General features: G+C 54.9%; 5 protein-coding genes and 1 pseudogene. 2 read left to right on the top strand and 4 right to left on the bottom strand.

Going from position 1 to position 3934, the window contains the following annotated elements:
* Nucleotides 1-160 (bottom strand): annotated as a pseudogene (locus AC0L25_RS32190) (IS5/IS1182 family transposase); the annotation flags it as partial.
* Between the two features lie 125 nt (nucleotides 161-285).
* Here AC0L25_RS32190 and AC0L25_RS32185 point away from each other — a divergent pair.
* Nucleotides 286-474, top strand: coding sequence for a transposase (locus tag AC0L25_RS32185; protein ID WP_473599145.1), 189 nt, complete (start codon nucleotides 286-288; stop codon nucleotides 472-474).
* A gap of 181 nt (nucleotides 475-655) precedes the next feature.
* On the opposite strand, the gene AC0L25_RS32180 is transcribed toward AC0L25_RS32185, so the two are convergent.
* The 3 genes from AC0L25_RS32180 to AC0L25_RS32170 are packed head-to-tail and all read right to left on the bottom strand — an operon-like array spanning nucleotide 656 to nucleotide 3022.
* A complete protein-coding gene (locus AC0L25_RS32180; RefSeq protein ID WP_473599144.1) occupies nucleotides 656-1072 on the bottom strand; it encodes a M20/M25/M40 family metallo-hydrolase in 417 nt (138 codons plus the stop codon).
* A gap of 2 nt (nucleotides 1073-1074) precedes the next feature.
* Nucleotides 1075-1800 carry a M20 family metallopeptidase gene (locus tag AC0L25_RS32175; RefSeq protein WP_473599143.1) on the bottom strand — a complete coding sequence of 242 codons (726 nt, stop codon included), beginning with the start codon at nucleotides 1798-1800 and terminating at the stop codon, nucleotides 1075-1077.
* A 31-nt stretch (nucleotides 1801-1831) separates the two neighbouring features.
* Nucleotides 1832-3022 carry an aminotransferase class V-fold PLP-dependent enzyme gene (locus AC0L25_RS32170; protein WP_473599142.1) on the bottom strand — a complete coding sequence of 397 codons (1191 nt, stop codon included), beginning with the start codon at nucleotides 3020-3022 and terminating at the stop codon, nucleotides 1832-1834.
* A gap of 293 nt (nucleotides 3023-3315) precedes the next feature.
* Between AC0L25_RS32170 and AC0L25_RS32165 the strand changes: the two genes are divergently transcribed.
* Nucleotides 3316-3777, top strand: coding sequence for an Lrp/AsnC family transcriptional regulator (locus AC0L25_RS32165; RefSeq protein WP_473599141.1), 462 nt, complete (start codon nucleotides 3316-3318; stop codon nucleotides 3775-3777).
* The last annotated feature ends 157 nt before the right edge of the window (nucleotides 3778-3934 follow it).

The raw sequence follows: 3934 nt of genomic DNA, 5'->3' as shown, positions 1-3934 counted from the left end.
GCGTGTCGGCCGGCTTCATCGCCCCGGTCTTGACCGCAAGGCTGAGGCTCTCCTGCAACAGCGCCACGATCCGCTCCACGCCCATACGGCTGCGCCAACGCGTCATCGAGGAGCGGTCAAACGGCAGCGTATGGCAAAAGAACGTCTCGCCGGTGAGATAATTGACCGGCCCTGAGCGGCGGCGTCACGGATACTCGCCGCGGCATTCGCGCCCGGGGTCACAGTGGCGGCGGTAGCGCGTCATTACGATGTCGCGACCAGCTTGTCTATAAATGGCGCCGCACGGTGAGAGCCCGCGCGACAGGCTTTGCCGAGGTTGTCGCGGTTCCCGATGAGCCTGTCGCCGCTTCGGTGCCGGTGGCGTCACCAGCGGTGATCGAGCTGGAGATCGCCGGCAAGGTGCGGCTGCGGATTCCGCTGACCACGCCGCCGACAATGGCGGCGGCGATGGTGAAGGCGCTGGGTGTTTCATGATCCCGGTTCCGAGCCAGGTGCGGATCTGGTTGGCGGTCGGCCGGACCCATATGCGTCGCGGGATGCAGGAGACGTTGGGCCGGGACCCGCATTTATGTGTCGGGCGAAATTATGTGGCGGAGCCGTCCTGGCGCCAGCCCGAGTCTGCCTCGCGGCTATCTGTATGCCGTGCCGGATGTCCCTAGTAATTAAGCATAATTTTTTGGTAGATTTCGACCGCTTTGCCGAGCTGATCGATCTCCACGAACTCATTGGTGGTATGGGCTTGATCGATACTTCCAGGGCCGAGAATAACGCAGGGAATGTTTGCCAACGAAAGCTGGCTTGCATCCGTGCCATAAGGAACCCCAAGGGGCTTGCCCGTTCCTGCGACTTCTGCACATGCCTTAGCGGCCACTGCGGCAATTTGCGTGCCCTCCGCACTCGGAGGAGCTGGATCTTCCAAAGCAGGTAGCAACGAACGCACGTTGATCTTATCCGGACCTTGGCGCAGCTTTTCCAGTATGTTCTCAACTTCCTGAAGGGCATCCGCCGGTCGCTCTCCCGGCGTGAGTCGTCTATCGATCCAGACACGACACGATGGTGGTACGGTCGCCAATTCTACCCCTCCTTCAATGAGGGTAATTGTAAGCGTCGGCGGGCCAACCAACGGATGCACCCGCTCGACAAAGTCTCATTGATTTTGTCGAGCGCCAGAATGACCTTTGCCATTCGTGTAATCGCGTTCACTCCCAGATGAGGCTTGGAACTGTGAGCGGGCACACCCTCAACCTCAACCTGCCAGCGGACTGAGCCCTTATGTGCGACCACAAGCTCCAAATCAGTCGGCTCACCAACAACCGCCGCTTCGTATGAAGCACCTGATTGAGCAATTGCTCGCGCCCCCTTCTTCCGATACTCCTCGTCAACACTTGCAGCCAGGACGATCGTGGCTCGGGGCTTACGTTCTCCGAGTGTGGTGAGAGCCATCAACATCGCGGCCAACGGACCCTTATCGTCACAGCTTCCTCGCCCATATATCCGCCCTTCTCTTTCTTCTGGAGAAAAAGGATCTGCCACCCAATTTTCGACAGGTACCGTGTCCATATGGGATATGAACAAGACGCGATTGGAAGGATCCTGCCCTGGCACCCAGGTAAAGAAGTTCGACCGGCCGTCTGTAACGTCCTGATACTCATACGGTAGGTTTCGATCCCGGCAAAAAGCCTCGAGAAACTCGGCGATCTTTTGCTCTCCACTCCCCTGTGCTGAAGATGACGGGTTGATGCTCTCAATTTTGATGAGTTGCTTGAGAAGCTCAACCGTTTGTGTGCTTATGGACGACATAAATACCCCTCATTGAGAATGCAGCTTGCGGCTATAGCAGACAGTTCTTTGCCAGAGCGACGACTTGGTCGGCCTCGTCTGCAGTGTTGTATAGATGAAGTGAAAAGCGCAGCATCCCCCGGCGGACCGAGACAATCACCTGGTTCTTCAAAAAATGCTCGTGCAGCGAATGAATGCGGCTGTCGGATTCGCGCGAACCAGCAAGCGCTGCTGGAAGTCCGAGAGTAACGATACTTCCGGTGTGATTCCCTGGTGCCCCGCCGCAAACGGGTAGCCCGAGATCTAACAAGCCCGATGCCAGCCGTCTTGCAACCGATGTGACGCTTTGTTCAATCGCTAACGTGCCGATTTCCATCAGCTGTCCGATTGATGCGTAGACCGCTATTACGCCGGGGAAATTGTAATGGCCAATTTCAAAACGAGGCGCCCCGGCACGCAATTTTACCGAATCGAATATGGGAGCCGATTCTGGTGCGTCCCCGAGATCGACACTGAAGCGCGCGAGGTAGGCAGGGCTCAGGCGATCGGCCCATTCTCGGCGGCAATACAGAAATCCTAACCCATAGAGCCCCATTAACCCCTTGTAAGAGGACGCCACCAAACCGTCGACACCAAGCCGAGTGATATCAGTATCCAATATACCGACGGACTGCGACGCGTCGGCCAAAAGAAAAGCGCCAACCCGCTTGCACTCTTCAGCAATCGGCTCCATCACCGTCTTGAAGCCTGGCACCATTGTGACCGTCGATAGTGTGACGATACGAGTGCGAGAGTCGATGGCCTTGGTAAGAGCATCGCACGGAATTGCGCCGCTATCAGCTTCTACAATGCGAAGTTCAATTCGATGCTTGTCCCTGATTTGCAGCCAAGGCAAGATGTTGTTTGCGTGCTCCAATTGCCGGCACAGCACAACATTGTCTCCGGGCCTCCAATCAATCGCGTTTCCGATTATATTGATGCCTTCCGAGGCGTTCTTTGTGATAGCGATTTCATCTTTTTCGGCCGCGATGAATTTGGCGAACCTGGAGCGAGTCCGCTCGACAAGTTGCATCATTCTTTCTTCGTCATTCAGGCCGTTCAGTCTATTGTCGAGGTGCTGATCCATAGACGTTCGGGTCGTTCTGGATATAAGCCCCTGATTTGCAACATCCATGTAAATGGCGTTTTCAGTGGCCGGAAACTCCTGTCGAAGGAGGTCCAAGGGCAGAAAATGGCTTGTCATGCTCGTTATCAGATCCGTGTTTGTGGGTTGAGGAATGCAAAACCTACTCATGACGCCCAGTTTCTACAATTATGTCGAAATTGCCATTTTAAAGAGCGGTCGAGCTACCTTGCGTGCGACCCGACCATACCATTCGGCCGAATTTACAAAGACAAGAGGTTCACCACCGGAAGGCAAATAACTTTCGCAGATCGGATCATTTTATAGCTTGATCATTGTGGAAGTCAGACTAATATCACGGTAGGCAAGCAGTTTTTCTGCGCGAATATATTCTTTTTTGCAGTGATCGTGAAATGGACCTGGATCGAGTTGATCGGAAGCTTCTCAATGCCGTGCAGCGCGACAATCGCCTTACGACAGCCGAATTGGGCGAACTTGCGGGCCTTTCTGCAACCGCTTGTCAGCGGCGACTGAAGCGACTGCGTGATGATGGTGTGATTGAGGCTGACGTTGCCATAGTCTCCCCAAAAGCCGTGGGTCGTCCCATGCTCATGCTGGCGTCTATCAGTCTGGAGCGCGAGCGGCTAGATATCATTGATCGGTTCAAGCAAGCGGTCCGGCGCACGCCTGAGATCATGAGTGCGTATTATGTAACGGGGGAAGCCGATTTCGTTCTCATGATCTCTGTGCGGGACATGGCCGAGTATGAGGCATTTACCCGTCGATTTTTTCACGAGTCTGATATCAAAGCAGTCAAGACGATGGTAGTAATGGATCGCATCAAGGCATCGTTGGCTCTGCCTATTGAGGAATAACTGCAATATTCTGCGTCGAGTGTTGCCCTCCAAGCGCATCAACCTAATATCGATTGCGGATCGTCGGGTGGTGACACGATCTGGGGCGTCGGCTGAACTGTGCCGACATCATTCTTTATCTCGACGGACTGTATCGTTCGTCGCGTAAGAGTTCGGC

Source organism: Mesorhizobium sp. WSM4813, from assembly GCF_055811555.1.
Note: the sequence above shows the minus strand (reverse complement) of the source record. Positions and strands in the feature narration are given on the sequence as shown.